Below are 24,434 nucleotides of genomic sequence, written 5' to 3'. Positions count from 1 at the left end.
TAGTGGAAAGATACCTTTACCCGGTGTTTTCCTGTCACTCGATTTTTTATTTGAAGGTTTACTGCTATGAAACCAGGTCGTCAATGGTTGGCAGATACTCTGGCATTAATTTCATTTACCGTTGTCACCGGCATGTTTATTGAGATAGCGATTGTTGGAATGACTTTGAGGCAGTCGATTATCTCCCGCTTAATGTGTCAGCCATTAAATATCAGCCTGGGCAGGCTTTACGGGATGTATCGTGATTTTATTATCCGCAAGCTATGTGGCGATCGACAGTCCGTCATTAAAGCGACACTGGGAGATATTATCGCTTACCTGACGTTCCAGCTCCCCCCCTATATTGGAATTCTTGTAATCGTTGGTATGGATGTAAACGGGATTATCACAGCCTCCATCAGTCAGACGGTAGCTCTGGTCGTTCTGGGGGCTCCCTATGGGCGCTGGCTGAGTTTTGTTCGCAGCAAGCTCATTCCGGCAACAACCATGACACCTGCTGCTGTATAAAAGCCTGTCTGGTAGCATAACCATGCACTTTTCATCACCTCAGATAATGAAAAGCGCATGGGACTATCAGGGTCTGATGCATCAGAGCGTCAGCACTTTTTCCCCCCGGGCAATGCCCGTTATGCCACTGCGCACGACTTCCAGCACTTGGGCGTGACCCACCGCTTCGATAAACGCATCCAGCTTCTCCTGTGTACCTACCAACTGAATGGTGTAGACCGAGCTGGTGACATCAACGATATGCCCACGGAAAATATCCACCGTGCGCTTCACCTCGGCACGCAAAGGCCCACTGGCCCTTACCTTCACCAGCATCAGCTCCCTCTCAACGTGGGAACCTTCCGTCAGATCCACCAGTTTTACCACATCAATCAGCTTGTTCAGCTGTTTGGTAATCTGTTCAACCACCTGTGGATTACCACGGGTTGTGACTGTCAGGCGGGACAGGGTGCTGTCTTCCGTGGGAGCCACAGTTAACGTTTCAATGTTGTAGTTTCGCTGGGAAAACAGGCCGACAATACGTGACAGAGCCCCCGGCTCGTTTTCAACCAGTACAGAGATAATTCGCCGCATCAGGTTCTCTCCGTTTTACTGAGCCACAGATCACGCATGGAACCATCCTTGATCTGCATGGGATAAACATGCTCATTGGCATCCACCCGGATATCCATAAACACCAGGCGATCTTTCAGCGAGAACGCCTCTTCCATCGCCGGACGCAGGTCTGACGGCGTAGTGACCTGAATACCAACATGGCCGTAGGATTCTGCCAGTTTCACAAAGCTGGGCAGGGACTCCATGTAGGAATGGGAGTAACGGCTGTCGTACATCATATCCTGCCACTGTCGTACCATACCCAAAGCCTGGTTGTTAACGTTGATGATTTTCACACCAAGGTCATACTGGAGACAGGTCGACAGTTCCTGAATATTCATCTGGATACTGCCTTCACCGGTCACACAGGCAACGGTGGCATCAGGGTGAGTCAGCTTAACGCCCATGGCTGCGGGCAAACCAAAACCCATGGTGCCGAGGCCACCCGAGTTGATCCAGCGGTTGGGCTTGTCAAAACGATAATACTGAGCCGCAAACATCTGGTGCTGGCCCACATCGGACGTGACAAAGGCATCCCCACCTGTCACTTCATACAGGGCTTCAATGACCTGCTGGGGCTTCAGAATGGTCCCGTCGCCTTTATCGTAAGGGAACAGACCGCCACGACTGTCACGCCATTCATCGATCTGGCGCCACCAGGCGTCAATGGCTTCCTGATCCCTTGAACCGGAATAATCGGTGATATGACGCAGGAAACCGTCCAGCACTGCACCCACCGGACCAACAATGGGGACATCCGCTGTAATGGTTTTGGAGATACTCGCCGGATCAATATCAATATGAATAATCTTTGCGTCCGGACAGAATTTTGCCGTGTTGTTCGTCACCCGATCATCAAAACGGGCGCCCACCGCCAGAATAATGTCGGCATGATGCATCGCCATGTTGGCACAATAACTACCGTGCATTCCCAGCATGCCGACAAACTGACAGTCTGACCCGGGAAAACCACCAAGACCGTTGAGCGTATTGGTCACTGGAACATTCAGGTCTTTCGCCAGCTGGGTAAGCTGGGTGGAGGCATTGCCCATAATAACGCCACCACCCGCATAAATGATGGGACGTCTTGCCTGCATCAGCAGGTCAACAGCTTTACGAATCTGACCGTTATGGCCTTTGCTGGGCGGTGTATAAGAGCGAAGTTTTATGGTTTCAGGGTACTGGTATTCAAACTTCAGGTTCGGGTCGGTAATGTCTTTCGGAATATCCACCACCACCGGCCCGGGGCGGCCGGTCTGTGCAAGATAAAAAGCCTTTTTGATGATTTCCGGAATATCTTCGGCCCGTTTTACCAGAAAGCTGTGCTTAACGATCGGACGGGAAATACCCACCATATCCACTTCCTGGAACATATCCGAACCGATAGCCGCTGAAGGCACCTGTCCGGAAATAATCACCATTGGAATGGAGTCCATATAGGCGGTGGCGATGCCGGTAATGGTGTTAGTGGCACCAGGTCCTGATGTGACCAGTGCAACCCCCGGCTTCCCTGTCGCCCTGGCATAACCATCGGCCATGTGAGCAGCTGCCTGCTCATGACGTACAAGGATATGTGAGACTTCTTTCTGTCGGAAAATGGCATCATAGACGTGTAGAAGCGCGCCCCCCGGATACCCGTAAATATGCTTGACCCCTTCGTCAGCCAGCGAGCGAACCACCATGTCCGCACCGGATAAAAGCTCCACGTGTGCTTCTCCTCGGCTTAATTATTAGAAATGAGTTCGGCCGGTCCTTGTCACCTGATCTTTGTCACCAGACGGGTGCAGACCTTTTTTACCGAAGATTTTTATTGGTTGTAACAGCTACAACAGTCACTTACGACAGCTGGGACTTCAGGCCTCTGCTTAACAAGACCTCAACATTCCTGTGCGGATAGGGGCAGTGGAGCGCTGGCAGCTGACCCGGCAAGGTATGGCTGTCTGGCTCCAAGGAATGCTATCACCAGTTCCACTGTTGATGTTCCTGATGGTCGCATAATCAGCTGAAACAATTGGTTATATAGTTCCAGTTGCTGCCATTCTTTACCGTCTGTTCATTTGAGTCAATAGTTCAGCGAAGCAGAATTACGGAAATTGCTTACATTTAATAATAAAGAGACACGAAACAGGGACCCTGAGATGAACGGACTGATAAAAACCTTTTTGCTCCTGCTGCCTCTGGCTTTTTCCGGCGCAGTAAATGTTGAAACCGTTCACGCTGAAAAAGTGTTTATCTGGAAAGACGACAAAGGCGTGACACATTACTCTGACCGGCCGGGTCCGGACGGGATGGATACAGACTTTGTTGTTTCTCCTGATGGCTCTGAAAACATGCATGAACATTTGCCAGACGATTCATTAAGCGAGCCATCAAGCGACTCAACCGCTGAGGTTCCCAAAGAAACTTCCGGGCAACCAGCCTCCCTTCCAGGTCCTTCGGCTCCTGAAACCATTGCCTTCTGTAACAAGCTTAAGGGCAACCTTAACGCACTGCAGGCCAAGGGACGGATTCGGCTTACCCATGAAGATGGTCGGGAAGAAATTCTCGACGATGCCGGGAAGGAGCAGGAAAAGCAAAGACTGATGGGCATGATGAAGCAGCACTGCAAGTAGCGCTAAGGTAAAAAAACTCTCAGGTAAACACAGCACTCAGGCAAAAATAGTTCTCAGATCAGTCTTGAGAAACTTGCCAGGTTGAAAAGCCCATTGGTAGAGTGAACGCACCCAGAGATAATAATTACAATTCGGGAGCCCAGCCATGAAAACTGCCGATGAGTGGTTCGACGCCTACAGCGAAAGCCACCAGAACCCAACCAACAAACTGATCCACTGGATCTGTGTTCCTTCCATCCTGTTCAGCATTATCGGACTGCTGTGGACGGTAAGCCCATTGCTTACCTGGGGAACGATGGCGGTTTCACTGCTGTTTTATTTTCCACTGTCCATGAAACTGTCACTGGTGATGATGGTGATTTATGCCCTGATGACGTCTGTTGCAACCGCACTGGGAAGTTACCTGCTGGTGACCAGTGTCGTTATTTTCGTCGTGGCATGGATTTTTCAGTTTGTCGGACACAACATTGAAGGAAAGAAACCGTCGTTTTTTGAGGATTTGAAATTTCTGCTCGTCGGGCCGATCTGGTGCGTGAGTTTTCTCTTCAAAAAATATAATCTGAGTTATTAAACTCACTCAACCTTCAAACCTCAGCTGTTTATTCGCAGTTCGCCTCGAGCATAGCGTTGCACCAGACCCCGCCGGACAGCGGGACAGTCCAGTAATCGCAATTGGTGAGGTCAGAATGAAAACGCCGGGGTCAGGGTACCAGATGGCGGACAACCGGCACTCGTGCCAGAAGAGCCGCCAGGCCCCACGCCAGCAGGAGAGTGACAAGGACAATCAACGGAATCGTCAAAGCCGGATGGCCAAAGGCATCGTATTGTTGCTTAATGGTGGCGCGTACAGGGATCAGCAGCAATGGATGCAGCAGGTAGACCCCCAAACTGCAGGTAGAGAGCGACACCAGAACACGCTTGAGGCGAGTGCCGATTCGGTCGGCACAGACCTGAGCCAGCACAAACAGCATCCCGGCAATAAGTACGGTATTAAGGGATTTATATCCCATAAACAGCGATGAATAGCCGCCTGTGAGCTTGGAAGCATAGGCACTGCCCAACAGGTTCAGCAATGCAGATCCTGCCCCGGCCACCAACCACAGTTTCAGTTGCGGTCGATTATTCCGGTTATGCAGATACCAGCCCAGCACAAGATAGCCGGAGTAGAGTACCAACGATTGACGCAGACAGGTGGGTACCTTCAAAAAATGCATTAGTGTCAGGGTGAACCACGCAGCAAGCACAATCTTCACCTGCTCCCTGTTCATCAGCCGCAGCACTGGTGCCAGCAATGGAATGACAAAATACAATGGAATAAAGTCATAGAAAAACCACAGGTGATACCAGACAGGCTGCGAGGGAAACCCAACGATAGCCTCTGTTGCCTTGTCCAGGTCCCCGGCCAGCATTCCACTAGTGGCGGCATAGATCAGGCTCCAGGATAAAAAGGGTATCAGCACCTTGCCCATTCGCCGGGTCAGGTAGTGGCGGGCATCAAAGGGTTTGAGCTCTTCGATGGCGCTGGTGAGCAGCAAAGCACCGCTGATCATTATAAACACAGGCACCGCCCATCGACTCAAGGCGTTGATAGCGACGGCACTGAACCATGCGTCGTATGGAATTGCGTCATACATCGATCGATATGGCCCAAGGACGTGAATGGCAATCACGGCGATTGCGGCAATGCAACGCAAAAAGTGCAGATAAAAAATATCCTGTCGAGGAGAGAGGGACGCATAACTCATAGCAGTATAAATTCTAACTCCAGTGCCGGGTGTCACTCTGAAGGGCATGGGCGTCTACCATTCGACCCAACTTACATCAACGTTGTCTATTTCATCAGCAAGTCAAACTGCTCAACCAGATTTAACAGCTTTTCTGAAGACACCTTTTCAACCATTAACGCCTCTTCGGCATAAGGCTTGATATTGGCACCTTTTGGCAAAGCCCCACCCTGTTCAACAATGGCTCTTACCCTTGGAATAAACAGCCACTGCAGCCACTGGCTGAATGCCATGGTATCCATGCAAAAGGGGACTTCACTGGACATGGCTTCCGCCGTTGGTGGCATAGCCTGCCAGCATCCAAGAACTTTCAGTTCCGCTTCCATTTCTTCCAGCAACCGGATGATTTGTACACTCATATTCTCAACTCTTAAGGGAACTTAGCAGGGCTTCCAGCTTATGGGTCATTTGCTGATCCGGCCCAAGGCTCAGGGCTCTTCCAAGCAGCTGTCGTGCCTGATCCGGATCACCCTGCTCTATACGAATTTCTGCCATGTGATAATAAATGGCGGGTTCCACCGGGTTGATGCGCATAGCCCGCGACAACCACCCGACCGCTTCTTCCAGAAGACCCGCCTCTATCGCCTGATAAGCGTTATTAAGCAAAACACCCACGGCATCTTCACGGTCAGCGTAAGGGGAACCCACCATAACAGGTTCTGATGGTGAATAAGAAACACGGCCTCCACAGCCAACCAGAATCGCAGCAAACAAAACAAGGATGGCTGGTCGCATTAACGTCTGAAACAGACCTTTACAACAACTATTCATGGGTTAGTCGAACCAGGATTTAATTGTATCGAGGAAACCAGCATCCTGCCGGGCGGATTCACCACAGCTGTCCGTTACGACAGGCGCTGAACCGGTAATATAAGGGAACAACTGGGCTCCCTCACAATCCTGGCTACTGCGCAGGTTTGATTGTGGCTGCACCCAGACATACTCAAGCCGATCACTGGACAGAGGCTGAACACCACTGATGGGCGTTCGCTGCATCAGGTCAGTCCAAACCCGCAGGGCGCCATTGCTCCCCGTGAGTCCGGTGGGGCTGTTGTCGTCATTCCCCAGCCAGGTAACTGCCATCAGGTTACCCGAGAAACCTGCAAACCAGCTGTCTCTGGAATCATTGGTCGTACCACTTTTACCTGCCAGGTCAAGCTCCTGACTGATACTCCAGTAAGCCCTGCGCCCTGTGCCTTCCCTCATCACACTCACCATGGATCGTCTTAACAGCTCCATAGGAGCCGGTTCAACCACCCGTTCAACCGAAAGACTGTACCGTCGCAACGGTCTGCCACTGGCATCAACCACCGCATCAATCGCCCTTAACGGCATCCGGAAACCGCCGCTGGCAAAGGTCTGATACATGGCAGCAATATCCATAGGGGTCAGGGAAGCAGCCCCAAGCAGCACCGAGGGATAATTGGGCAGTGACCGCTCAACGCCAAGACGACGAATGGTTTTTAAAACATTCGGTACGCCTACCTCCATCCCGGTGTGTGTAGCCGCCTGATTGAAAGACCTTGCCAGAGCTTCATACAATGGAACTTCTCCACGGGACTCGCCATCATAATTACCCGGTTCCCAGAAACCACCCCGACCATCTTTTACCTTAATGGGAAGGTCTTTTACCGGTGTCGTTAATGTATAGCGATTAGGTTGTTCGAGAGCGGTCAGATAAATAGCCGGTTTCAGAATCGAACCCACTGGACGACGCGCGTCTACAGCCCGGTTAAAGCCAACGTAGCCGGGATTTTTATCACCGACGACAGCCAGCAGATCGCCAGTCTGTGCCGAAGTGACGACCATTGCTCCCTGTAACTTCTCCTTGTTAATGGCATTAACCGTTCGGGTCAGGCTGCTCTGGGCATGACGCTGGATAATCGGGTCCATGTTGGTGAAGATACGCAACCCTTCGGAAGTCAGGTCCCGTTCGGCATAATCCTGCCGCAACTGGTCTTTCACCACATCAAGATAAGCGGGGAAGGCATTGGTACGCATCTGCTCACGGCTGACAATGCCCAGCGGTAATTTCTTTGAGCGTTCCGCCTCAGCCTTCGAAACCAGTCCTTCGCTTGCCATGACATCCAGCACCAGGTTACGGCGCTGCATGGCTCGCTCCGGAAAACGTCTTGGATCGTAAAACGAAGGTCCCCTGACGATACCCACCAGCAAAGCGGTTCTGGCAAGGCTCAACTCCTGAATCGGCTGGGCAAAATAAAATTGGCTGGCAAGACCAAAGCCGTGTATTGCCCGTCGCCCCTGCTGCCCCAGGTAAACTTCATTAAGATATGTCTCCAGAATTTCATCTTTTGAGTAATGCAGCTCAAGCAGAAGAGACATGATCGCTTCCTGAGCCTTTCGGGTCAGGGTACGTTCATTACTCAGATAGAAGTTCTTAACCAGCTGTTGCGTCAGTGTGCTGCCACCCTGAACAACACCTCCAGCCCGGACATTGACCAGCAGAGCCCGGGCAATAGACGACAGAGATATACCCCAGTGTTCATAAAAGTCCCTGTCCTCAATCGCCATCAGGGCGGGTACAAGATATTTTGGAGCCTGCTCCAGCTGAATGAGAAGGCGATCTTCATAACTGGCCGGGTAAATTCCCCCAACCGGTTGTGGGTCAAGTCGCAGCAGTGGTAGCGGCTGCTGTTGCCTGTTGGTCAGGCTGACGACCTTATTGCTGTTAAAGTGAACATGGGCGTAGCGGGAAGATTCTGTACCGTCGGGGAAATGAAACCCCCGGCTGTAAATAATGAACTCATCACCCGTCCGGGCAAAGGTCCCCGGACGACGAACTGTATTGACCGGCTGGTAGCCCTGACGTCGCAACTGTGCCTGCAGTTCGTCCGGTTTTAGAAGGCGTCCCTCGTACAATTCAACCGGGCGCGCGTAAACCTTAGCCGGAATTGCCCACTTTTTTCCTTCAAATTTTTGAACAACCACCGCATCAAGGTATACGACAAACGCCATAAATACGGCAAAACCGCAAATACCCAGTTTGAGCAGCAGCATGCCCCATCGTCGAAAACGATCAGAGGGTTTACGCTGGCTGGTTGAACGGTTTTTCTTATGCCCAGAACGTTTGGTCTTTTTCTGTGGCGTCTCTTTATTACTTGCTACCATGGTTCCGCATTATACGTGATCGACGGAACAGACAAAGCCGATAAAACCGAAGTGATGCCAATTTCACCTTCTAAAGCGGAATGACGAGTAGCTGAAGCAGCCTTTCTCCCGATGTTTAAAAAAAATCCCTGAGGCTGCTAATCTATTGTGTGAGTATCGCCCAGCAATCATACTGCCTGTCGATAGATGCTGCGGCGGTTTCTAATCAGAATCAGCCGGCAGGTTTCCTCTCCAAGGAAAGTACGATGCATCTTTGGTCTGCTATATTAGCAATATCATTTTTAACAGTGTTTTCTCCCGTTTCATTTTCCAGGCAACAGGTTCCCGTCACCCAACTGTACCGGCAGACAAAGTCGGTTGTGATATCAGGCAAATATGGCAGTGTTCTTCAGGTCAATGGTCGGCCCGGGGTTGCAATACCAAATAGCTATGGGGACTTTCTGTTCTCGAAGAAAGGGGCTGGCTTACGCCCTCTGGTTGTTGTTGGTAATTGTGCGACGCTGATTGGCTACTTCAATAGTAAAAAGAATGCCATAAACAATACTATTCAGGAGTTGCCGAATATTTATATGAAGATTGAGCCTTATGCTCCGAAAAAGGAATATCAGGGGCTTTATCCTCTGCAGGAGGGGGTTAGTAGTTTTAGCAAAAGCGGGTTGGGTTTTGTACCGGGTTCTGTTATTACCGACCTTGGAGGGGCAATTGGTGACCAGATCAGTACCGGTGTGGATATTTCCCGGCACTACCGGAAAAAGAAGGCTAAAACTGACCTCCTGTATATTAAGTTCCATTACCTGAGAGAAAAAGGAATGGTAAAAATGGGCGAGGGCAAGATGTCTTTCCAAACTATTGCTTACTTACTACATAACGTATTGACTAAAACCGGAGCATGTAAACAAAGAGTCAGGAATTGAAAAAACGAAATACATGCCTCATCTGTCTTCAGGGTTTGTCAGGTTCAGGAAAAACAACCGTCGCAAACTTTCTGGCCTCAACCCTCAATATTCCGGTTTACCACTCTGACGTTGAGCGTAAAAAACTGTTTGGACTCAGCCCCACAGAAAACAGTTCTCTCGCCAATCTTGATATCTACACAAAGGAAGCAACTATACGAACGTTTCAGAAGCTGTATGAACTGGCTTTTGAGGAACTCTCGGCACAACAGTCTGTTCTGGTGGATGCTGCTTTCCTGAGACATCATGAACGGCTGCGGATGCAGCAACTGGCCCGGGACACCGGAGCGCTTTTTCTGATCGTTAAATGTCAGGCTGGACAACAGATAATGATCGACCGCATAAGGACGCGCCAACACCTTGGCAACGACCCTTCGGAAGCCAGTGAAGACCTGATTCACAAACAAAAACAATGGCAGGAAGCTCTGACCTCAGATGAGTTACAAACGTGCATAAAAGTCTTCACAGAAGAAAAAAATTGGCAGGAAACACTGCTTCAGCGCATTTACCGCTATATTTCATAGCGACTTTTGTCAGAAAAATAATCAAATTCTGGGCAGTCAGGCAGACTCGTCTATAGTTACATCTATAGTTACAGGGTATTAGAGAAGAATCATTTCTGACATTCAGTAATATCAAAAAATTTTCATATCGGACTTAATATCGGACTTAAAGAGTTTGACCCAGGGAACCAATATGGCTACCGACCTGATTGAATTAAAAAATTTAGGTAAAACTTCGGTTCAGTGGCTGAATGCTGTGGGCATCCGAACACTTGAACAACTCCATGAAGTGGGTTCCGTTGCGGCATACTGTAAAGTCAGAGACAGAGGCTTCAAGGTTTCCAAAGTCCTGCTCTACGCTATGGAAGGTGCCCTGATCGGCAAGCACTGGAACGATCTTGATGAAAACTACAAGCAGCGCCTGCTGAAACAGGTAGAAGCATTCCCCTCCGGTTAATCCCCCTTTCCTCCAGAACACACCGGACATTCCGGGTCAGCTTCCAGAGACATGGTCTGCCATTGCATGGTTTGAGCATCAAACATCATTAAGCGTCCGCTGAGACTTTCACCGAAACCGGTAATCAGTTTAATGGTTTCGAGAGCTTGCAGAGTGCCAATGGTTCCTACAACCGGACCCAGGATACCGGATTCTGAACAGGTCAGTTCTTCAGCCACCTGCTCAGAATAAAGGCAGCGATAACAGGGGGCGTTATCCTGCCAGCGGTCAAAGACTGTCAGCTGTCCATTCAGGCGAATAGCGGCACCAGACACCAGGGGTACACCGGCTTGAACGCTGCAACGGTTGATAGCAAAACGGCTGTCGAAATTGTCGGTAGCATCCAGTACTACGTCAGATTTTTCCATTATCTCCGTCAACCCTGCCTCACTCAGCTTTGCCGTAACAGTATTCACCTGAATACCGGGATTAATGGCACTGATTCTCGCAGCAGCAGCATGAACCTTGAACTGCCCGATATCGTCCGTTGAAAAGGCAATCTGACGTTGCAGGTTGGTCTGATCAACAACATCCGGATCGACAATGGTCAGTTGCCCGACACCTGCCGCTGCCAGATAAATAGCCGCAGGGCAACCGAGTCCACCCATACCCACAATTAACACATGGGAATCCAGCAGTTTTTCCTGCCCTTCGATATCAACCTGAGGCAACATAATCTGTCGGCTGTAACGCAACAACTGATCGTCATTCATCATGAAAACAGTGGAACCTTCTTAACAAGCTTTAATCAAACAAGGGAAATCGAGCAGGGAGTACTTCTCCGGCACATATGTACCTTGCACCGGAGAAGACAGATATTTATCAGGCTTCAGATTCGACAAACTCAGCGTACGCTTCAGCATCCATCAATTCGGACAGTTCCCCCTGATCAGACAGTTTTATCCTGAAAAACCAGCCATCATCATAAGGGTTGCTGTTAACCGTTTCCGGAGCTTCTTCCAGTGCGTCATTGACAGCAACCACTTCGCCGGACAATGGCGCGTATATTTCAGAAGCGGCTTTGACTGATTCAACAACACCAGCCTCATCATCAGCGGCCAGAGTCGTGCCGACTTCCGGTAACTCCACAAACACCACATCTCCGAGTGATTCCTGGGCATGATCGGTAATTCCGATGGTCGCGGTACCATCGTCTTCAAGCCGAATCCACTCATGAGAGTTCACAAAACGCAAATCGGAAGGAATGTTACTCATCAATTTTTCCTCTGGTCGCCTGGATTGCATCTCACAGCCATCTTCAATCCTGACTACTGCGAGCAATCCAGATTTTATATTGTTCTTGGATAATGAAATTGAAGCATTCTAACGGGAATTCAGGGCTACAGCCAATGTGTAATAAACAGTAAGCTTTGCCTGCCCATCTATACATTTGCGACTATTCTATGCAAACTGACTAAATAACTACCTATCAGCCAATCAAAAATGACGGTACATCGTGCTTGCCAACTGAATATAGAAACTCTGACCGAGCTTTCTGAACTGCTTAAGCAACTCCCTGACAAATATTTCATGGCCAGGCTGTCAGACTATTGCGGGCCGGTTGGTACTCAGATCAGACATATTATTGAGTTTTATAAAGGCTTTCTTCATGGACTGGAGCTGGGAACCGTCAATTATGATGACCGCCCTAGAAACCCCAGCCTTGAAACATCCTGCGATGAAGCTCTGGAACAGATTGGTATCATCTGCCGACATCTGGCTCTGCTTGACGATCAGTATGAAGCCCTGGATTTTCAGGCTTGTGGCGGTTCTAACCAGACTCTTTCCACCACCAGCAATATGCACAGAGAGCTGCTATTCCTTCACAATCATACTGCCCATCACAAAGCCATTATCTCTCTGCTGCTTGAGCCGACCGGCTTTAAGATGCCTGATGCATTTGGACTGGCGCTGGCCACCAGGGTTTTTCAGCAGGATAAAGCCCTGGCCGACTAAGCGGCAGGGCGATGGAAATCCAGAAAACTTTTTGCTCCGGCAGTTCCCAGGTATTTGCTCAGGGTTCGGTGATCAACCCGGGTCAGGTTGACAATAATCAGACCATCCAGCGCATTGTTAAAGTCAGGGTCAACGTTAAAGGCTGCCAGTTCACCGCTCAGCTTCAGGTATTGTTTAAGCAGGACAGGAATGCCTTTGTTGTCTTTTTCAATCTGCTGCACCAGTGTTGATAACTTGTCCACATCACTCAGTCCCTGAAGGTGATCCATGCTCCAAAACTGCCCTTTATGTGATTTCAATGGAGTGGTTGGCTGTACCAGTGACTGCAACACTTCATCAGAGTTATTTACCGACAGGCACCCTGCCATCAACTGCCGGGAGACTTCGCTGTAATGACTGCTGATACTCACCGGCCCAAACAGCACCTTGTAACGGGGATTAGCCGCAACATAAGCACCAATTCCCTTCCAGAGCAGCATCAGTGCAGTCAGGCTTTTCTGATATTCAGGCCGGACAAAAGATCGTCCCATTTCCAGGCTGCACCCAAGTTTATGCAGAAAGCCGGCGTGATAACGAAACAGGCTGCGGGAGTAAATACCATGCAGTCCCTGCGTTCGTAAAATCTGGTCCACCTGCCCGATACGATAGGCTCCAACCACTTCCCGCTGCTCCCTGTTCCAGAGAAACAGATGCCGATAGTGGTCATCATAGCGATCAATATCTGCCTCCTGCCCAGTCCCTTCACCGACTTCTCTGAACGTCACTTCGCGCAGCCTGCCAATTTCGGGCAAAATATGGGGCAACTGCTGTCTGGTGGCACAGAACACCGCCATTTCGTTCTTTTCCAGCAGCAGGGTATCTTCGGGCAGCTGTTCAATGTTTTTCTGTAGCAGGGCTTTATCAACAGGGCTGGCTATAACTTCAACCTGTCGTTCTTTTTTCCTTTCAGGTTTATTCAGCTTCATGCCACCCGAACCATTAGTGTCCGAGCTATGAGCCGACATGGCATAAGTGTGTAGCCGCAGATAATTGGTGACAGCGCTGTCTGAATCCAGAGATTCATAACTGCCAGGCTCAAGGGTTTTGCCAACCCGAAAACCTATGGTTTGGCCTTTTTTATTGATCAGCTCTCGTATTAGTCTGGCCGTTCTCAGCCTTGAGTGGATCATACCCAGTGCCTGAAACAGCCAGCCATTGCGACCTTCAACAAAGACCGGAGTCACTCTGGCCCGGGTTTGTCTGGCAATTTTTGCCGCAGTAATGCGCCAGGTCGGGTCGGTCACCCGTTTAAGATGCCTGTTAAAGCTGGACACTTCCCCTGATGGAAACATCAGCAACAAATGCCCATCAGATACCCATTGTTGAGCCTCAGCAATGGCTGCCCTGTTTTTTTGACGGGCATTTTTGCTGAGGACATCGACACCAATAAACAACTCTCGCAACTCGGGAATCTGACAGAGAATCTCGTTGGTCAGTACCTTCACATCACTGCGTCTCTGTAGCAGTAACTCTGCCAGTGCAATGCCTTCAATGCCACCGTAAGGATGGTTTGCCACCACAACCGACGGACCTTCAGCAGGAATCCTTTCCAGGCTGCCAGAAACAACCTCATGCTGAACCTGAAAAATCCTTAGAACCCACTTCAGGAAACGGTGGCTATCGTACTCACTGGCACTCTTTCTCCTGTAAAGGCTGTCGAGTGTTTTTAAACCCAGTAGCCATTCTGCTGCCAATTCCGGAATGCCCGACCTGGTTTTGCGCGGAAGACGAAAAGGAGATTGTTTGCTAGCCATCCGGATTTCCTTGTTAGTGTGGTTGTAGTCCGGCTTGTGAAATGCCAGGAGCCTGTCGGGCTTAAGCGCAGTAGGACAGTCTTAAGTCCGACAGGCTCCTAGTCCCTATAATGAACAAGCTCGTTTACATGGACAAGCGTAGGCAGGGAAAATGACAGGATGGTTAAGGGGGGATGAAGCTCTCATTAAAGCCGAACAAAACACAAAACCTGCCCGGCTTTAGGCAATCTTTAGAAAATCTTTTGACCATTTTCAGACAATGATCATTGAGATGTGCGAAACAGTATTCGCTTAACAGCATTGTCAGTACCAAAAAACTCCATGGCTGTAACAATTAATGATGCCACCAGAACACCGCAGGCGTTGTAAAAAAGCAAACCTCCATCATCGCCAGTTACATTACCCATTTCGTCAAACTCCGGCATGGCAATGCCCAGCGGCGTAAACAGGTGGAAAAATACGGCTCCCATCATCACACCACTGGCAATCGCCGCACCATAGAGACGTGAGGAGGCAAAAAACAGCATAATGGCTGCAATCAGCTCAACAGTACCTACCCCATAAGCGCCATAATCAGCAAACCACTCAAAACCAGCCCAGGCCCCCAGGGTGCTGAAGATATGGATCGTTTCATAGGCATCAGTAAATTTGAAGAACAGCGACTGAATAAAGACAAATGCCACATAAATGCACAAAATCCATTTGACTGCATTTTTCATAGATCAATCCTCCTTTATTGATCAAGCATTTTAGGCCAGTTTTCATCGGCTTTACGGATAAAACCGGGAATGTCTTCAAGCCATTGTTTCTGAACGCTGTTGTCGTAATTCAGATAAAGCTTGCCATCGACAATTTTCCAGTAGTTAGGATCTCCGGGGGCTCTCTGCTTTTTGGTAGCCACCGCCCAGGCACAAAAACCACCATACTGTGGTCGGTATTTATCCGGGTTATTTTTGAAGAGTTCCAGGTTTTCATCCGAATTAAAATACCACTCAGCATCCAGGTATTTGAATTTGAATTTGGCATTACCTTTCACAGCTTTGCTTTCTGTGAAATAAGCAACCGTGTCGTAACCACTCACGGCCTTGTTGCTGAACCAGCCCGTATAGATATCATTGCCAGCCCAGGCGGTTGAGCCGAGAAACAGCAGCATGATCACACCAATGAGTCGTGCCATAATGTTTACGCTCCTTGTATCACAAGGTTATTCCGTATCCGGATACCTTCGAACCAGTTTTCGTTCGTGCTTCCATGCATGCAACAACTGTTTCAGGGAAGGAGGACGAAATCCCCGGCGCCGGTTCATCCACCCCAGTTGAAACAGTGTCCGGTACTGATAAAACAGAACCCGATACACTTCTTTCAACGTACTGCGACTGTCCCAGATATGGGCGGCTTCACTGCTGGCACCATTAATTTCAAGTATATAGTAGTTTTCGCCATCCATAAGAGAATTTATATCTCTAAATCGAATATCAATTCGGCCATAGTGATATTCTGGTAAGCCGTTGGCGACCTTATCAAAGGAAGCTTCCAGTGCAGGTGTTATAAATTCCCTGCCATCTCTGAAAATACATCCCCGGGAATGGCTGCCAGCAAACGTCAGTCTGAAAGGTTGTCCCTCTGGAAGAACCTGTTCCAGCAGTTGGTAATGACGCTTGAAATATAATGGCGTCAGCTGTCCTGCGCGGTCATCATTCTGAATTAATTGCCGCAGAGTATCTTTACCATTACCAATCACGTAAGGCGGGTATTTCAGGGTAATGGAAAAAATCCTGCCTTTTTTCTCCCCTGGCTGACGAATATAAAAAATGCCGGCTTCAGCTTCGTAAGGCACCAATTGCTGCAATATGACCTTCCCTTCTCTGGGAAACGCAGCAATATAATCTTTTAACTCCCGGGCAGAGCGAACAATTCTGACACCAGCTCCCCGGCAACCAATGTCGGGTTTTGCAACCAGGGGGTAATTCAGACCAACCGACTCCATTCGTTGCCGGGCCTGAAACTCAGCATCTTCCGGCGATACCCATTCAGACAATACGCACCAGTCTGGTATCTTTTCTCTGGCCTTTCCTTTCGCCATGGAAAAGATATCATTTTTGGATTCCCCCACCATACCACTGAGGTGAATGCCAGGATTACTGTTCAGTGGCAGGGTAAGGCCACGGTAACGAACGGCTAACCACAGCGCCTGCAAAATAACGGGGATATAAATTACAAAACCCGGCCAGAACTCAAAAAAAGAAATCGGCCGTTCCCGCTTTTCCAGCTCCGGCATACCGGGATGAATTTTCTTATCCTGAGCGGTTGGCCGGATAAATGCCTCTATCTGGCGGTCGCTTTCAGTCATGTTCATATTAATTAAGAAAACCTTTATTTATTTTTATTCTTTTATGCCCAAACACAAAAAGCCCTGCCAGCACAGGGATTAAGAGCCATTTCCAGAGACCAAGACCAGACCAGAACAGAGTCCCGATACTGAACACACCGTAAAACACGACAGCAGTCCAAAGTAATGAAGCCAGAAAGACCAGTGCAGCGAAATGTTTCCAGGGGAGTTTGAAAAAACCACAGGCCGTGTAAACCGGAAGCCTCAGGCCAGGGATGACACGCACCAGTAAAATCGTTGCCGTCATTTTTTGCTGAAGCCAGCCATGGGCTCGATGGACCGCATCTATATCAAGAAAGGCAGTAAGCCCGGGGATGCGGTTCAGGTAACGTCCCAACACATACAAGCCAATGTCACCGGTAAAAATACCCAGAAACAGGGCGCCGAACGCCAGTTGTGTGCTGATCAGCCCGTCTGCCCCCAGCAGGGCTGCGGTAAGAATGGCAGCATCTTCCAGAATATAAGTGCCAATAAGAATGAACAACGCCAGTAACACTGGGCTATGTGCAACGTTCAATAGTTGTTCATAGAGAAACGACATCACGCTTTCCCGTTTAAAATGGCTGTCAATTTTTCGCCACAGATAATCAGGTTATAACGAGGGTTGCCGCAGATTCAATTCGAATTGGCAAAATGTTATCCGTCAGCCGCTAAACCATACTGATTTTTACAACGTCTTTCTTCTCAGGAATAAACATGATGACAGCAAGGATTGCTTTATTTTTATTGTTAGCAGGATTCAACAGCTTCTCTGTGGCTCAACAAATTGATGGCACCATTCCTCCCCGCCAGGTTACTGACCGGATTATTGTTCAGTATCACCCTACGCCCACCTACGGCAATGCCATAGCATTTATCAAACAGGGTATTACCAGCGGCGCCTTTGGTGTTGCCGCCGGTAAGCAGAAGGACATTCTGGATCTGGGCTCAAGTGTTAACATTGACGACGCCGTAATACTGGCAAACAGCCTTAATATTGATCCTCAGGTGGACTTTGCCGAGCCGGATTACATCATGCAGGTCATGCAAATCCCAACTGATTCACGCTTCAACGAACAGTGGAACCTCAAAAACACGGTGTCCGGAATCAACGCACCAGCAGCCTGGAATATCACAACCGGTGACGAGGAGATTATCGTCGGCGTTGTCGATACAGGTGTTATAAGGCACACCGATCTTGTGACTAACCTGGTGGACGGTTATGACTTTGTCAGCCATCCATGGATTGCCAACGATGGCGATGGCAGAGACAATCACCCCAAAGATCCGGGTGACGGTATTACCCAGATTGGTGCCTGCGGCTCCGTAAATGGTGTTCCTATTCCAAGTCGTCCGATGGACAGCAGCTGGCATGGTACCCATGTTGCCGGCACTATCGCGGCATTATCCAATAATAACAAGGGGGTCAGCGGTGTTGCCTGGAAAACCAAAATCATGCCCCTGCGAGCATTGGGCCGTTGTGGTGGCTACTCCTCCGATATTGTCGACGCCATGCTCTGGGCAGCAGGGTTCGAAGTCTTTGGTCTGCCCAAAAATCCAAAACCGGTTAAAGTCCTGAACCTCAGCCTTGGTGGCAGTGCAAGTACCTGCCCCAGAATTTATCAAAATGTATTCGATAAACTGGCTGCAGCCAATATTTCCGTTGTAGTTGCCGCTGGTAATGAAAACAGGGATGCATCACTGGCAACACCCGCGAACTGTGACAATGTCATCACAGTGGCCGCTATAGACAGAGAAGGCAACCGCAGCTGGTATTCCAATTATGGCGAAAAAGTTGATATAGCCGCCCCCGGAGGCGAAACCCTGAATCTTGCCAACGGCATTTTATCCACATCAAACAGCGGAACAACTTCACCCAACCTCGATAACTATGAGTACTATCAGGGAACCAGTATGGCGACTCCTCATGCCGCAGGTGTGCTGGCATTAATGTATGCAGTCAATAAATTGCTCACGGCTGCCCAGGCTAACCAGATTATTCTGAACACAGTCAGGGCATTCCCGACAGGAACCTGCAATACCAGTCTTTGCGGCGCAGGACTGCTTGATGCCGGAGCCGCTGTACTCAAAGCAGAGCAAAGCAAGTGACGAACAGAGTTTCTTTTACTAGGTTTTAGTTAAAAGGTAACGAAATCAGCCTGACCGCTTCAGCAGTGCCGTCAGGCTTAAGTTATTCCATGGAGTGGAATTTTGAAAACACAACTGCTACCTACATTTCTGGCTTCTTCTCTGTTATTTGCCCTGAATACTCATGCTGACTACCCGGAACAGGAGTCGGATGATGACTTTCTGGATTTCAGTCTTGAAGAACTGATCTCACTGGATATTCCCGATGTCACATCAGTCTCTCGCAAAAAGCAGCGGTTAATGGACTCTGCAGCCGCTATTTACGTCATCACTTCCGAAGATATCCTGCGCAGCGGTGTCACTTCGATTCCTGAAGCCCTGCGCATGGTACCCGGCATGCAGGTCGCCCGGCTGAACGGTAACACCTGGTCCATCAGTACCCGGGGGTTCAATTACATCTTTGCCAATAAACTGTTGGTACTGATTGATGGCAGAACCGTTTACTCACCACTCTTTTCAGGTGTGAACTGGGATGTTCAGGACACCCTGATGGAAGATATTGATCGTATCGAAGTGATCAGAGGCCCGGGGGCGGCACTGTGGGGAGCAAATGCGGTTAACGGTGTTATTAATGTTATCACCAAAAAAGCAGCTGACACTCAGGGCAGTTTGGTCTCTATGGGAGCCGGTAATGAAGAAAAGGCTTTTGGCTCCTATCGCCATGGCGGTGAGTTTGGGGAAACCGGTTCTTACAGGGTTTATTTCAAGGCTTTTGAGCGGGATGGTCTGGCTAAAGTTGATGGTGCCGATGCTAATGATGACTGGAAGATGAAAAGAGCCGGATTTAAAGCAGAATGGAAGCCAACAACAGATACTGACCTGACTCTGTCAGGTGGGCTCTATGAAGGTACAACCCGGCCGACCCTGACCGTTTTCAAAAAAGATGAGCCTTTTGCAGGAGATAACGGCAAGCAGTCGCTTGAAAACATCAGTCGTGACCAAAGAGGCGGAAATTTAATCGCCCACTGGAAAAAAACAGTGAGTGATGCTGAAGATTTTTCATTGAAAGCAGTCTTTGATGACTATCAGAATTTCGATTACAGAGTCACAGAAAAAAGACAATCCTTCGATCTGGAACTTCAACACTATTGCCAGCCGTTCGAAAATCATGACTTAGTGTGGGGACTGAGCTTTCGCAGAACCTGGTACCAAATGAGTGATATGAGAAATATCATTCACCTGGATAAAGAGGGTCAACCAAAAGATACCCGCCAGGATAATTTATACAGTTTGTTTGCTCAGGATGAAATCACACTGAATGACCAGTGGAACCTGTCATTCAGCGCCCGTTATGAGCACAACACCTTTACCGGAAAAGAATTTCAACCCAATGCCAAGCTGACATGGAAGGCAACTGAAGACAGAACCCTCTGGGCATCTGTGTCTAAAGCGGTAAAAACCCCCTCCGTCAGTGAAACATCGGTCTACACAGACAATATCAGTTTTTTCAATAGTGACTTCAATCTTTATGAGGGAGAAGAAGTTAGAAAGGTTCTCTCAATCTCTGACAATAGAGATCTTAAGTCTGAAAAAGTCACAGCGTTTGAGCTGGGTTACAGGGAGCAGTTTGGATCATCCCTACGTTTGGATGTCACCGGATTCTACAACAAGTATGAGGATATAGTGGCTTACGTCACCCAAACGAGCTGCCCAGATGGTTCTTCTCTGGAATTCGGTTTCCTGTGTAAAACATCGAGACCTCATTTTTACAGACTGCCCTCAACATTAATCAACGGAGTAGATGCGACGACTTACGGACTCGAAGCGATTTTAGACTGGCAAGTACAGGACTGGTGGAAACTGCAGCTGACTTACAGCTGGTTACAAATAGACGCCTCACCTAATACCAGCAACCCAAACCTGCAATTTGCCCTCAAAGGCAATGAGGTGCTGATTGAAGACCTCAGCGCCAAGCATACAGCAAACCTTCGCTCCACCATGAACCTGCCCAGACAATGGTACTTTGATATCTGGGTAAGAGGCATCAGCAACCTGAAAAATTCTAATATCCCTGGTTATACAGCACTGGATGTAAGGCTGGCTAAAAAAGTAAATGAGAACCTTGAGTTCTCACTGGTTGCTCAAAACCTCTTTGACAAACAAAGAGCCGAATTCACCGAAATTTTCAGCGGGTTAGGTGCCACAGAGATTGAAGAATCCTGGTATGCACAAATCCGCTGGTCATTTTAAGTCGGATGAAGGAGGACTACTTCATGTCGATTTTCAAAAACGCTTCAACCAAAACAGCCGTTCTCGGTTTAATAACTGCTGCTCTGTTCAGCTTTCAGGTAGCTACTGTTAAAGCCTCTGCGTCACCAGAAGATAAAATTAAAACCGCCATTATTTTTAAAATCACCAAGTTCATCAGCTGGCCAAAAAAGACTCAAAACCTGACCATCTGCGTTCTGGGTGAGGGTTCCATTAACAATGAACTCCATAAAATCAATCGCAAGAACACGATGGGAAGGCGATTGTCCGTCACCCACAGAAACGCCAACGCACCGTTTGACAAGCTGTGTGATGCCCTGTTTATGCACAACATCGACAACATCACGGTTAAATCGGTTCTGAAACGTCTGGAAGGCAAACCCGTTCTCACCATCAGTGATATAAGATCTTTCGTTGACTATGGGGGCATGATCGGCCTGAAACGCAGTGGTAAAAAAATTAACTTTTCAATTAACAATACTTCCGCAACAGACGCCGACTTAAGCATCAGCTCCAAATTACTGAAGCTGGCTAAAACTGTGAAGTAACGATGATTACCTTCAAAAATCTGCCAATAAAAAAGAAGCTTCGTTATGCCATGCTGATCACGGCTTATGCCGTGTTGCTGGTAACGCTGTCGATACAGACGGTCAGCGACCTGATCAAATCCCGGTCAGCCCTTGTCAACAATCTGGAAGTTCTTGCCGAAGTGATTGGCGCCAACGCTGAAGCTGCACTGGTTTTTGAAGACAGGGAGTCAGCAACCACCCTGCTGAAAGGCTTTGCCTCCGCCACCAATATTCAGTCAGCTTTCCTGCTAACGCCGGAAGGCAATGTCATGGCTACCTATAACCGCCATGATGGACACCCCTGGTCCATTACCTTTGATGACATGGAACACTCTTTAACGGTATTCAGCAATACACGCCTGCATCTGTATCGTCCAATTTTTATGGACGGGCAATTGATTGGAGCTATTTACATCCAGTCAAACCTGAACCAGCTTTACCTGCAACTGACCCAGAATCTTCTGCTGGCCCTGATTGCCGCACTGGTCTCCGTTATCCTAGCTTCAATACTGGCTTCGAAACTGCAGAAACTATTAGGTCGGCCCATTATTGAGCTGGCAGAAACCATCAGTTCAATGACCGCAAAACAGCAGTATGATCAAAAAGTTCATCGATTTGATGACGATGAAATCGGGCAGCTCTACGATGACTTCAACGAGATGCTCATGTGCATCAAAGAGCGCGACCAGCGCCTGCAGCAGCAACGGGAAACACTGGAAGCCTCCGTCGCAGAAAGAACCCGGGAACTGCATGATGCCAACCGGGACCTGAAAGAGAATATTTCCGAACTTCGCGAAGCCAAGGAAGCCGCTTTTGGAGCCGCCAAAGCAAAAAGCTCTTTTCTCGCCAATATGAGCCATGAGATCCGAACCCCGATGAACGGTGTTCTGGGCATGCTTGAACTGTTGAAAGACACCCAACTTGACAGAACCCAGCGGGATTTTCTGGAAACAGCATACAGTTCAGCGGACGCTCTTCTGCAAATAATCAATGACATTCTCGATTTCTCCAAAATCGAAGCGGGAAAAATGGAGATAGAGAGCATTGATACCAATATTGCTGAAATAGCAGAAGATGTTTGCGCACTACTGGCTGGTAAAGCGAGAGAAAAACATCTGGAAATCAGTTGCTTTACCGATGTCGACCTGCCAAATATTCTGAAAGGCGATTCCGTTCGTTTACGCCAGGTACTCACTAATCTGGTAGGCAATGCTGTGAAGTTCACAGAAACCGGTGAAGTGGTCGTACGCCTGAATATGGCAGAAAGAACAGCTGACACTGTCAGTGTCGAGTTTATGGTTGAAGACACCGGTATTGGTATTGCAGAAGATGTACTCACCAACCTGTTCAGTGCCTTCACCCAGGCAGACGGTAGTACAACCCGTCGGTTTGGTGGAACCGGCCTCGGGCTGACTATATCGAAGCAGCTCGTTGAACTGATGGGTGGTACCATTCAGGTCACCACGGCTGAAGGGCTTGGCTCAACCTTTTCATTTGTGCTGGACATGGAAATATCAGAGTCTGAGCCCTGGTCATCACGGAACGTCAACCATGCCCTTGATGGAATAAAAGCCCTGATTGTTGATGACAACACCACAAACCGGGAAATTCTTCGCCACTACCTGACGGCCTGGGGCATTGACCATTCAGAGTGCGACAGCGGACAAAAAGCCCTGGACATGATGCAACAGGCCTTAAAAGACGAGCAACCTTATGAGCTGGTTCTGCTCGACATGGATATGCCCTACATGGACGGTTTAATGCTGTCCAGAGAAATAGAAAATGACCCGGAGCTGGCAAAATCCCGAAGGATTATGTTGAGTTCTGCCGGTTTTATCACCCGCGCCAGACAACAGGAAGTCGGCATTTCCGCCTGTCTCAGCAAGCCTTACCGGCAATCACGCCTGCTCGATTCAGTCATGCAGATTATGCACGAACACCAGACAGGCCAGAACGATCAACACCCGATAGAAAGCAGCCATCCCGCCTTTTCATCTTCAATCAGGCTGCTGCTGGTTGAAGACAATATCGTCAACCAGAAAGTTGCGGTCAGTATGCTGAAAAAAATAGGTCTGTCTGAACCGGATATTGCCATTGACGGCAAGGAAGCGGTCAGCATGTCGCAAAGCAAGGAGTATGACCTGATTCTGATGGATTGCCAGATGCCCGGTATGTCCGGCTACGAAGCCACGGGATTGATCCGCAAAAGAGAGCAGTCACATCGTCAGCCGAGAATACCGATTATTGCCATGACCGCCAATGCAATGCAGGGCGACAGGGAAAAATGTCTGGCAGCGGGTATGGATGATTATCTGTCCAAACCCATAAAGTCAGAAACCCTGTGCGATATGCTGACTCAGTGGCTTATATACGATGAAGACCAGACTGAACAAACCGCCGAAGCCTTGCCTCAGGATACGACGGAAGAAGTCGAAGCCGTGGCGATCGATAATAATGAGCCGGTGATTGATCAGGATACTTTCAATACCCTCAGGGAAATCATGGAAGATGAGTTCAGTAGCCTCCTGGACAGTTATTTTGAAAACGCCCCGACCTTGCTGGATGAACTGAAACAGGCTGCCAGGGCCGCAGACCTGGAAGTGGTGATTCGCGCCGCCCATACGCTTAAATCCAGCAGCGGTAATCTTGGGGCAAACCTTCTCTCTGAAATTGCTGGCAATATTGAAGTGCTGGGGAAAGAGGGCAAGCTGCAGGAAGCATCCGGCTTAATCCCGGGGCTTGAGCAGGCAATGAATCAAACACTGGAAGCCTATCGACAGCTGATTTAAAAGAAAACCCCGCATTTGCGGGGCT

General features: G+C 48.9%; 24 protein-coding genes. 11 read left to right on the top strand and 13 right to left on the bottom strand.

All coding sequences use genetic code 11. The features are described from left to right. Positions 1 to 66: 66 nt before the first annotated feature. Positions 67 to 507 carry an L-alanine exporter AlaE gene (gene alaE / locus V5J35_RS14485; protein WP_354007825.1) on the top strand — a complete coding sequence of 147 codons (441 nt, stop codon included), beginning with the start codon at positions 67 to 69 and terminating at the stop codon, positions 505 to 507. Positions 508 to 588: 81 nt separating this feature from the next. On the opposite strand, the gene ilvN is transcribed toward alaE, so the two are convergent. Both ilvN and V5J35_RS14475 read right to left on the bottom strand, forming a co-directional pair. Continuing rightward, the gene (ilvN, locus tag V5J35_RS14480) at positions 589 to 1,080 is read right to left on the bottom strand and encodes an acetolactate synthase small subunit (protein WP_354007824.1); all 492 of its coding nucleotides are present in this window, start codon (positions 1,078 to 1,080) and stop codon (positions 589 to 591) included. Next, a complete protein-coding gene (locus V5J35_RS14475) occupies positions 1,080 to 2,807 on the bottom strand; it encodes an acetolactate synthase 3 large subunit (protein WP_354016423.1) in 1,728 nt (575 codons plus the stop codon). The genes ilvN and V5J35_RS14475 overlap by 1 nt, the downstream gene beginning before the upstream one ends. Before the next feature lie 432 nt (positions 2,808 to 3,239). On the opposite strand from V5J35_RS14475, the gene V5J35_RS14470 reads away from it, so the two are divergent. Both V5J35_RS14470 and V5J35_RS14465 read left to right on the top strand, forming a co-directional pair. Then, positions 3,240 to 3,713 carry a DUF4124 domain-containing protein gene (locus V5J35_RS14470; RefSeq protein WP_354007823.1) on the top strand — a complete coding sequence of 158 codons (474 nt, stop codon included), beginning with the start codon at positions 3,240 to 3,242 and terminating at the stop codon, positions 3,711 to 3,713. Between the two features lie 145 nt (positions 3,714 to 3,858). Next, positions 3,859 to 4,284 (top strand): Mpo1 family 2-hydroxy fatty acid dioxygenase, encoded by a 426-nt coding sequence (locus tag V5J35_RS14465; RefSeq protein ID WP_354007822.1) that lies wholly within the window; start codon positions 3,859 to 3,861, stop codon positions 4,282 to 4,284. Between the two features lie 130 nt (positions 4,285 to 4,414). On the opposite strand, the gene V5J35_RS14460 is transcribed toward V5J35_RS14465, so the two are convergent. The 4 genes from V5J35_RS14460 to mrcB all read right to left on the bottom strand — a co-directional run bounded on the left by V5J35_RS14460 (position 4,415) and on the right by mrcB (position 8,626). After that, entirely contained in the window at positions 4,415 to 5,458 is a 1,044-nt protein-coding gene (locus tag V5J35_RS14460; RefSeq protein ID WP_354016422.1) for an acyltransferase, read from the bottom strand. A gap of 86 nt (positions 5,459 to 5,544) precedes the next feature. After that, the gene (locus V5J35_RS14455; RefSeq protein WP_354007819.1) at positions 5,545 to 5,856 is read right to left on the bottom strand and encodes a YqcC family protein; all 312 of its coding nucleotides are present in this window, start codon (positions 5,854 to 5,856) and stop codon (positions 5,545 to 5,547) included. Between the two features lie 4 nt (positions 5,857 to 5,860). Then, positions 5,861 to 6,268, bottom strand: a complete 408-nt coding sequence (locus tag V5J35_RS14450) for a tetratricopeptide repeat protein (RefSeq protein WP_354007818.1) — start codon at positions 6,266 to 6,268, stop codon at positions 5,861 to 5,863. Between the two features lie 3 nt (positions 6,269 to 6,271). Continuing rightward, entirely contained in the window at positions 6,272 to 8,626 is a 2,355-nt protein-coding gene (gene mrcB / locus V5J35_RS14445; RefSeq protein ID WP_354007817.1) for a penicillin-binding protein 1B, read from the bottom strand. A gap of 149 nt (positions 8,627 to 8,775) precedes the next feature. Here mrcB and V5J35_RS14440 point away from each other — a divergent pair, with 149 nt between their 5' ends. From V5J35_RS14440 to V5J35_RS14430, 3 genes are all read left to right on the top strand, one after another. After that, positions 8,776 to 9,540 (top strand): hypothetical protein, encoded by a 765-nt coding sequence (locus V5J35_RS14440; RefSeq protein ID WP_354007816.1) that lies wholly within the window; start codon positions 8,776 to 8,778, stop codon positions 9,538 to 9,540. Further along, positions 9,537 to 10,103, top strand: a complete 567-nt coding sequence (locus V5J35_RS14435) for a P-loop nucleotide/nucleoside kinase family protein (RefSeq protein ID WP_354007815.1) — start codon at positions 9,537 to 9,539, stop codon at positions 10,101 to 10,103. The genes V5J35_RS14440 and V5J35_RS14435 overlap by 4 nt, the downstream gene beginning before the upstream one ends. A 172-nt stretch (positions 10,104 to 10,275) precedes the next feature. Then, positions 10,276 to 10,539: a TfoX/Sxy family protein gene (locus V5J35_RS14430; RefSeq protein WP_354007814.1), complete on the top strand. Its 264-nt coding sequence runs from the start codon at positions 10,276 to 10,278 to the stop codon at positions 10,537 to 10,539. On the opposite strand, the gene V5J35_RS14425 is transcribed toward V5J35_RS14430, so the two are convergent. Together V5J35_RS14425 and gcvH are read right to left on the bottom strand one after the other, a co-directional pair. Then, the gene (locus tag V5J35_RS14425; RefSeq protein ID WP_354007813.1) at positions 10,536 to 11,294 is read right to left on the bottom strand and encodes a HesA/MoeB/ThiF family protein; all 759 of its coding nucleotides are present in this window, start codon (positions 11,292 to 11,294) and stop codon (positions 10,536 to 10,538) included. The two genes, V5J35_RS14430 and V5J35_RS14425, sit on opposite strands and share 4 nt — an antisense overlap. A gap of 106 nt (positions 11,295 to 11,400) precedes the next feature. Then, positions 11,401 to 11,793, bottom strand: a complete 393-nt coding sequence (gene gcvH, locus V5J35_RS14420; protein ID WP_354007812.1) for a glycine cleavage system protein GcvH — start codon at positions 11,791 to 11,793, stop codon at positions 11,401 to 11,403. Between the two features lie 228 nt (positions 11,794 to 12,021). Between gcvH and V5J35_RS14415 the strand changes: the two genes are divergently transcribed. Next, positions 12,022 to 12,534 (top strand): hypothetical protein, encoded by a 513-nt coding sequence (locus V5J35_RS14415; RefSeq protein WP_354007811.1) that lies wholly within the window; start codon positions 12,022 to 12,024, stop codon positions 12,532 to 12,534. Here the strand turns inward: V5J35_RS14415 and V5J35_RS14410 are convergent. The 5 genes from V5J35_RS14410 to V5J35_RS14390 all read right to left on the bottom strand — a co-directional run bounded on the left by V5J35_RS14410 (position 12,531) and on the right by V5J35_RS14390 (position 17,257). Continuing rightward, a complete protein-coding gene (locus V5J35_RS14410) occupies positions 12,531 to 14,327 on the bottom strand; it encodes a lysophospholipid acyltransferase family protein (protein WP_354007810.1) in 1,797 nt (598 codons plus the stop codon). The genes V5J35_RS14415 and V5J35_RS14410 overlap by 4 nt on opposite strands. 263 nt (positions 14,328 to 14,590) lie before the next feature. After that, the gene (locus tag V5J35_RS14405; protein WP_354007809.1) at positions 14,591 to 15,046 is read right to left on the bottom strand and encodes a MauE/DoxX family redox-associated membrane protein; all 456 of its coding nucleotides are present in this window, start codon (positions 15,044 to 15,046) and stop codon (positions 14,591 to 14,593) included. Positions 15,047 to 15,060: 14 nt separating this feature from the next. Further along, positions 15,061 to 15,504, bottom strand: coding sequence for a YHS domain-containing (seleno)protein (locus V5J35_RS14400; RefSeq protein ID WP_354007808.1), 444 nt, complete (start codon positions 15,502 to 15,504; stop codon positions 15,061 to 15,063). A gap of 27 nt (positions 15,505 to 15,531) precedes the next feature. Next, the gene (locus tag V5J35_RS14395; protein WP_354007807.1) at positions 15,532 to 16,683 is read right to left on the bottom strand and encodes an ATP-grasp domain-containing protein; all 1,152 of its coding nucleotides are present in this window, start codon (positions 16,681 to 16,683) and stop codon (positions 15,532 to 15,534) included. Between the two features lies 1 nt (position 16,684). Next, positions 16,685 to 17,257 (bottom strand): DedA family protein, encoded by a 573-nt coding sequence (locus V5J35_RS14390; RefSeq protein ID WP_354007806.1) that lies wholly within the window; start codon positions 17,255 to 17,257, stop codon positions 16,685 to 16,687. A gap of 155 nt (positions 17,258 to 17,412) precedes the next feature. On the opposite strand from V5J35_RS14390, the gene V5J35_RS14385 reads away from it, so the two are divergent. The 4 genes from V5J35_RS14385 to V5J35_RS14370 all read left to right on the top strand — a co-directional run bounded on the left by V5J35_RS14385 (position 17,413) and on the right by V5J35_RS14370 (position 24,409). Further along, positions 17,413 to 18,804: a S8 family peptidase gene (locus V5J35_RS14385; RefSeq protein ID WP_354007805.1), complete on the top strand. Its 1,392-nt coding sequence runs from the start codon at positions 17,413 to 17,415 to the stop codon at positions 18,802 to 18,804. A 102-nt stretch (positions 18,805 to 18,906) separates the two neighbouring features. Next, positions 18,907 to 21,033, top strand: coding sequence for a TonB-dependent receptor plug domain-containing protein (locus tag V5J35_RS14380; RefSeq protein WP_354007804.1), 2,127 nt, complete (start codon positions 18,907 to 18,909; stop codon positions 21,031 to 21,033). A 23-nt stretch (positions 21,034 to 21,056) separates the two neighbouring features. Beyond that, the gene (locus tag V5J35_RS14375; protein WP_354007803.1) at positions 21,057 to 21,599 is read left to right on the top strand and encodes a YfiR family protein; all 543 of its coding nucleotides are present in this window, start codon (positions 21,057 to 21,059) and stop codon (positions 21,597 to 21,599) included. Positions 21,600 to 21,601: 2 nt separating this feature from the next. Then, positions 21,602 to 24,409 carry a response regulator gene (locus tag V5J35_RS14370; protein ID WP_354007802.1) on the top strand — a complete coding sequence of 936 codons (2,808 nt, stop codon included), beginning with the start codon at positions 21,602 to 21,604 and terminating at the stop codon, positions 24,407 to 24,409. The last annotated feature ends 25 nt before the right edge of the window (positions 24,410 to 24,434 follow it).

The sequence above is a fragment of the Endozoicomonas sp. NE40 genome (genome assembly GCF_040549045.1).
Classification (GTDB): domain Bacteria; phylum Pseudomonadota; class Gammaproteobacteria; order Pseudomonadales; family Endozoicomonadaceae; genus Endozoicomonas_A; species Endozoicomonas_A lisbonensis.
This window is presented reverse-complemented; position numbering and strand designations above follow the sequence as displayed.

Excerpts from the sequence above, each read along its gene's own strand:
- alaE (WP_354007825.1), top strand. The coding sequence starts at position 67 with ATGAAACCAGGTCGTCAATGGTTGGCAGATACTCTGGCATTAATTTCA.
- ilvN (WP_354007824.1), bottom strand. The coding sequence starts at position 1,080 with ATGCGGCGAATTATCTCTGTACTGGTTGAAAACGAGCCGGGGGCTCTG.
- V5J35_RS14470 (WP_354007823.1), top strand. The coding sequence starts at position 3,240 with ATGAACGGACTGATAAAAACCTTTTTGCTCCTGCTGCCTCTGGCTTTT.
- V5J35_RS14465 (WP_354007822.1), top strand. The coding sequence starts at position 3,859 with ATGAAAACTGCCGATGAGTGGTTCGACGCCTACAGCGAAAGCCACCAG.
- V5J35_RS14460 (WP_354016422.1), bottom strand. The coding sequence starts at position 5,458 with ATGAGTTATGCGTCCCTCTCTCCTCGACAGGATATTTTTTATCTGCAC.
- V5J35_RS14455 (WP_354007819.1), bottom strand. The coding sequence starts at position 5,856 with ATGAGTGTACAAATCATCCGGTTGCTGGAAGAAATGGAAGCGGAACTG.
- V5J35_RS14450 (WP_354007818.1), bottom strand. The coding sequence starts at position 6,268 with ATGAATAGTTGTTGTAAAGGTCTGTTTCAGACGTTAATGCGACCAGCC.
- mrcB (WP_354007817.1), bottom strand. The coding sequence starts at position 8,626 with ATGGTAGCAAGTAATAAAGAGACGCCACAGAAAAAGACCAAACGTTCT.
- V5J35_RS14430 (WP_354007814.1), top strand. The coding sequence starts at position 10,276 with ATGGCTACCGACCTGATTGAATTAAAAAATTTAGGTAAAACTTCGGTT.
- V5J35_RS14425 (WP_354007813.1), bottom strand. The coding sequence starts at position 11,294 with ATGATGAATGACGATCAGTTGTTGCGTTACAGCCGACAGATTATGTTG.
- gcvH (WP_354007812.1), bottom strand. The coding sequence starts at position 11,793 with ATGAGTAACATTCCTTCCGATTTGCGTTTTGTGAACTCTCATGAGTGG.
- V5J35_RS14415 (WP_354007811.1), top strand. The coding sequence starts at position 12,022 with ATGACGGTACATCGTGCTTGCCAACTGAATATAGAAACTCTGACCGAG.
- V5J35_RS14410 (WP_354007810.1), bottom strand. The coding sequence starts at position 14,327 with ATGGCTAGCAAACAATCTCCTTTTCGTCTTCCGCGCAAAACCAGGTCG.
- V5J35_RS14405 (WP_354007809.1), bottom strand. The coding sequence starts at position 15,046 with ATGAAAAATGCAGTCAAATGGATTTTGTGCATTTATGTGGCATTTGTC.
- V5J35_RS14400 (WP_354007808.1), bottom strand. The coding sequence starts at position 15,504 with ATGGCACGACTCATTGGTGTGATCATGCTGCTGTTTCTCGGCTCAACC.
- V5J35_RS14395 (WP_354007807.1), bottom strand. The coding sequence starts at position 16,683 with ATGAACATGACTGAAAGCGACCGCCAGATAGAGGCATTTATCCGGCCA.
- V5J35_RS14390 (WP_354007806.1), bottom strand. The coding sequence starts at position 17,257 with ATGTCGTTTCTCTATGAACAACTATTGAACGTTGCACATAGCCCAGTG.
- V5J35_RS14385 (WP_354007805.1), top strand. The coding sequence starts at position 17,413 with ATGATGACAGCAAGGATTGCTTTATTTTTATTGTTAGCAGGATTCAAC.
- V5J35_RS14375 (WP_354007803.1), top strand. The coding sequence starts at position 21,057 with ATGTCGATTTTCAAAAACGCTTCAACCAAAACAGCCGTTCTCGGTTTA.
- V5J35_RS14370 (WP_354007802.1), top strand. The coding sequence starts at position 21,602 with ATGATTACCTTCAAAAATCTGCCAATAAAAAAGAAGCTTCGTTATGCC.